Here is a 5444-nt window from a genome sequence, read left to right as displayed (position 1 = left end):
TTATGTGCCGCAGCGACCTACTCTCCCACACCCTCGCGAGTGCAGTACCATCGGCGCTGGGAGGCTTAGCTTCCGGGTTCGGAATGGGACCGGGCGTTTCCCTCCCGCTATGGCTGCGGCAACTCTATGGAGTTATTCGATCGGTTTCCGACCGTCACTCGGGAACCGCACAGTGGACGCATAGCATTACAGATATTGTGTTAAGTCAAGTTATCGGCCTATTAGTACCGGTCAGCTTCGAGAGTCGTTAGTCCTCTCTTCCACATCCGGCCTATCAACCCAGTGGTCTGCTGGGGGCCTTCTGGACCGAAGTCCATGGAAACCTCATCTTGAAACAGGCTTCCCGCTTAGATGCTTTCAGCGGTTATCCCTTCCCAACGTAGCCAACCAGCCGTGCTCCTGGCGGAACAACTGGCACACCAGAGGTTGGTCCACCCCGGTCCTCTCGTACTAGGGGCAGCCTTTCTCAAGTTTCCTGCGCGCGCAGCGGATAGGGACCGAACTGTCTCACGACGTTCTAAACCCAGCTCGCGTACCGCTTTAATGGGCGAACAGCCCAACCCTTGGGACCAACTCCAGCCCCAGGATGCGACGAGCCGACATCGAGGTGCCAAACCATGCCGTCGATATGGACTCTTGGGCAGGATCAGCCTGTTATCCCCGGGGTACCTTTTATCCGTTGAGCGCCGGCGCTTCCACTTGCCACCGGCGGGTCACTAGTCCCGACTTTCGTCCCTGCTCGACCTGTCAGTCTCACAGTCAAGCTCCCTTGTACACTTGCACTCGCCACCTGATTGCCAACCAGGCTGAGGGAACCTTTGGGCGCCTCCGTTACTCTTTGGGAGGCAACCGCCCCAGTTAAACTACCCACCAGGCACTGTCCCTGATCCGGCTTACGGACCGAGGTTAGATATCCAGAGTGATCAGAGTGGTATTTCAACAACGACTCCACCGAAACTGGCGTTCCGGTCTCATAGTCTCCCACCTATCCTACACAAACCACACCGAATACCAATACCAAGCTATAGTAAAGGTCCCGGGGTCTTTCCGTCCTGCTGCGCGTAACGAGCATCTTTACTCGTAGTGCAATTTCGCCGAGTTCGCGGTTGAGACAGCGGAGAAGTCGTTACGCCATTCGTGCAGGTCGGAACTTACCCGACAAGGAATTTCGCTACCTTAGGATGGTTATAGTTACCACCGCCGTTTACTGGGGCTTAAATTCGGAGCTTCGCCTTGCGGCTGACCCCTCCTCTTAACCTTCCAGCACCGGGCAGGCGTCAGTCCGTATACATCGTCTTGCGACTTCGCACGGACCTGTGTTTTTAGTAAACAGTCGCTTCTCCCTGGTCTCTGCGGCCCTCAAACGCTCCGGCAGCAAGTGCCATCACGCCTCAGGCCCCCCTTCTCCCGAAGTTACGGGGGCATTTTGCCGAGTTCCTTAACCACGATTCTCTCGATCGCCTTAGTATTCTCTACCTGACCACCTGAGTCGGTTTGGGGTACGGGCGGCTAGAACCTCGCGCCGAGGTTTTTCTTGGCAGCATAGGATCACCGATTTCCCGCTAATGCGGTCACCATCAGGTCTCAGGCGTGTGAGCTGCGGATTTGCCTACAGCTCGCCCTACACCCTTAGACGTGGACAACCATCGCCACGCTCGGCTACCTTCCTGCGTCACCCCTGTTAATACGCTTGACTACTACGGATCTGGGTCGTGCGTTCCACAGAGATTCCCCCGAAGGGTGCACCTGCTTCAGGCACTTAGCATCGTCCGCCTCGTCATGGGCGGTTCTTCGCCGGTACGGGAATATCAACCCGTTGTCCATCGACTACGCCTGTCGGCCTCGCCTTAGGTCCCGACTTACCCAGGGCGGATTAACCTGGCCCTGGAACCCTTGGTCATTCGGCGGACGGGTTTCTCACCCGTCTTTCGCTACTCATGCCTGCATTCTCACTCGTGTGGCGTCCACCGCTGGGTTACCCCGCGACTTCACTCGCCACACGACGCTCCCCTACCCATCCACACGCTTGGACCACAAGGGCCATGCTGATGTGTGAATGACACAACTTCGGCGGTGTACTTGAGCCCCGCTACATTGTCGGCGCGGAATCACTTGACCAGTGAGCTATTACGCACTCTTTCAAGGGTGGCTGCTTCTAAGCCAACCTCCTGGTTGTCTATGCAACTCCACATCCTTTCCCACTTAGCACACGCTTAGGGGCCTTAGTTGGTGTTCTGGGCTGTTTCCCTCTCGACTACGAAGCTTATCCCCCGCAGTCTCACTGCTGCGCTCTCACTTGCCGGCATTCGGAGTTTGGCTGACGTCAGTAACCTGGTAGGGCCCATCGGCCATCCAGTAGCTCTACCTCCGGCAAGAAACACGCAACGCTGCACCTAAATGCATTTCGGGGAGAACCAGCTATCACGAAGTTTGATTGGCCTTTCACCCCTATCCACAGCTCATCCCCTCGGTTTTCAACCCAAGTGGGTTCGGTCCTCCACGCGGTCTTACCCGCGCTTCAACCTGGCCATGGATAGATCACTTCGCTTCGGGTCTAGACCCAGCGACTCAAACGCCCTATTCGGACTCGCTCTCGCTACGGCTGCCCCACACGGGTTAACCTTGCCACTGAGCACTAACTCGCAGGCTCATTCTTCAAAAGGCACGCCGTCACCCCTGCTAGGGAGGCTCCGACGGATTGTAAGCACACGGTTTCAGGTACTATTTCACTCCCCTCTCGGGGTACTTTTCACCCTTCCCTCACGGTACTGATTCGCTATCGGTCAGTAGGGAGTATTTAGGCTTACAGAGTGGTCTCTGCAGATTCACACGGGATTTCTCGGGCCCCGTGCTACTTGGGATGACTCTCAGGAGTCCACGCAATTTCGTCTACGGGGGTGGCACCCTCTATGCCGGGCCTTTCAATGCCCTTCGACTATCACGCGGATTTTTGACTCCTTGGAGGATCGGCAGATCCTCCCAAAAGGTCCCACAACCCCGCCGCTGCAACGCCTGCCGGCTATCACACAACGACGGTTTGGCCTCCTCCGCTTTCGCTCGCCACTACTCACGGAATATCTCTTCCTGTCGGTACTGAGATGTTTCACTTCCCGACGTTCCCTCCACACGCCCTATGTGTTCAGGCGTGGGTCACTGGACATGACTCCAGCGGGGTTTCCCCATTCGGACATCCTCGGATCAAAGCTTGTTTGCCAGCTCCCCGAGGCTTTTCGCAGGCTACAACGTCCTTCTTCGGCTCCTACTGCCAAGGCATCCACCATGTGCTCTTAGAAACTTGACACACAGATATCAAAGATGCTCGCGTCCACTGTGCAGTTCTCAAGGTACGGGCGGTCCCACATCCACCGGCGCCTACCTCGCACTCGAGGCGGTTCGACCCGGATCCAATGGTCCGACCAGTCCACGAACAAAGCCCGAAGGCCTGTCCATACGGACCTGAAAGGAGGCTTCTCGCCCGACCCTTCAGGACCCAACAGCGTGCCATGCAGACAACCCCTTCACCCCCGACGTTCCCACCCCCACAGGGGCGTACTGGTCGAGCGCTTCACAGCTGTCTGCCACGTCGATGTTCCATCCATGAGCTCTCGCCGGCCTACAGATGAGACCGAAACGAGTCTGGACAGCCCGGAAGCTGCCAAGTGCTCCTTAGAAAGGAGGTGATCCAGCCGCACCTTCCGGTACGGCTACCTTGTTACGACTTAGTCCCAATCGCCAATCCCACCTTAGACGGCTCCCTCCCCGAAGGGTTGGGCCACCGGCGTCGGGTGTTACCGACTTTCGTGACTTGACGGGCGGTGTGTACAAGGCCCGGGAACGTATTCACCGCAGCGTTGCTGATCTGCGATTACTAGCGACTCCGACTTCATGAGGTCGAGTTGCAGACCTCAATCCGAACTGAGACCGGCTTTTTGGGATTCGCTCCACCTTACGGTATCGCTGCCCTTTGTACCGGCCATTGTAGCATGCGTGAAGCCCAAGACATAAGGGGCATGATGATTTGACGTCATCCCCACCTTCCTCCGAGTTGACCCCGGCAGTCTCCTATGAGTCCCCAACCGAATTGCTGGCAACATAGGACGAGGGTTGCGCTCGTTGCGGGACTTAACCCAACATCTCACGACACGAGCTGACGACAACCATGCACCACCTGTATACCCCGCCGAAGCACCCCCCATCTCTGGGGGTAGAGGGTATATGTCAAGCCTTGGTAAGGTTCTTCGCGTTGCATCGAATTAATCCGCATGCTCCGCCGCTTGTGCGGGCCCCCGTCAATTCCTTTGAGTTTTAGCCTTGCGGCCGTACTCCCCAGGCGGGGCACTTAATGCGTTAGCTGCGACGCGGAACTCATGGAATGAGCCCCACATCTAGTGCCCACCGTTTACGGCGTGGACTACCAGGGTATCTAATCCTGTTCGCTCCCCACGCTTTCGCTCCTCAGCGTCAGTTGTGGCCCAGAGACCTGCCTTCGCCATCGGTGTTCCTCCTGATATCTGCGCATTCCACCGCTACACCAGGAATTCCAGTCTCCCCTACCACACTCTAGTCTGCCCGTACCCACTGCAGACCCGAGGTTGAGCCTCGGGCTTTCACAGCAGACGCGACAGACCGCCTACGAGCTCTTTACGCCCAATAATTCCGGACAACGCTTGCGCCCTACGTATTACCGCGGCTGCTGGCACGTAGTTAGCCGGCGCTTCTTCTGCAGGTACCGTCACTTTCGCTTCTTCCCTGCTGAAAGGGGTTTACAACCCGAAGGCCTTCATCCCCCACGCGGCGTCGCTGCATCAGGCTTGCGCCCATTGTGCAATATTCCCCACTGCTGCCTCCCGTAGGAGTCTGGACCGTGTCTCAGTTCCAGTGTGGCCGGTCGCCCTCTCAGGCCGGCTACCCGTCGTCGCCTTGGTGAGCCATTACCTCACCAACAAGCTGATAGGCCGCGAGTCCATCCCAGACCGAAAAACTTTCCCAACCCTCACCATGCGGTGGAGTTGCATATCCGGTATTAGACCTCGTTTCCAAGGCTTATCCCAGAGTCTGGGGCAGGTTACTCACGTGTTACTCACCCGTTCGCCACTGATCAGAAGAGCAAGCTCTCCGTCACCGTTCGACTTGCATGTGTTAAGCACGCCGCCAGCGTTCGTCCTGAGCCAGGATCAAACTCTCCGTAAATGCATTACGCAAACCCAACCCCCAAAAGAAGGCTGGTTCACAAACATACGAAGTAGACCCGAAGGTCCGTTCAATCTCCAGCATCGAACAAAATGTCACTGACATTTCGTTGTCTACCAAAGGAATCCTGCATCACACCAAAAATGATGTGACACCGGAGATAATTTGGCATCGACATGTGGCACACTGTTGAGTTCTCAAGTTTCGGACGCGCACCGCCTCAGACCCTCACGGGCCCTCGCTCGGGGCAACCC

3 rRNA genes are annotated in these 5444 nt (G+C 57.0%); all 3 read right to left on the bottom strand.

The window, feature by feature from the left end:
* Positions 1-4: 4 nt before the first annotated feature.
* Positions 5-121, bottom strand: a 5S ribosomal RNA gene (gene rrf, locus AOM03_RS05655).
* An 80-nt stretch (positions 122-201) separates the two neighbouring features.
* Positions 202-3301: ribosomal RNA gene (locus AOM03_RS05650) — 23S ribosomal RNA — on the bottom strand.
* A gap of 369 nt (positions 3302-3670) precedes the next feature.
* Positions 3671-5190, bottom strand: a 16S ribosomal RNA gene (locus tag AOM03_RS05645).
* Together the 16S, 23S and 5S rRNA genes form the textbook arrangement of a ribosomal RNA operon.
* Positions 5191-5444: the final 254 nt, after the last annotated feature.

Source organism: Demequina pelophila (genome assembly GCF_000971175.1).
Lineage (GTDB): Bacteria > Actinomycetota > Actinomycetes > Actinomycetales > Demequinaceae > Demequina > Demequina pelophila.
The sequence above is the reverse complement of the archived record's forward strand: the minus strand, read 5'-3'. Positions and strand labels throughout refer to the sequence as shown.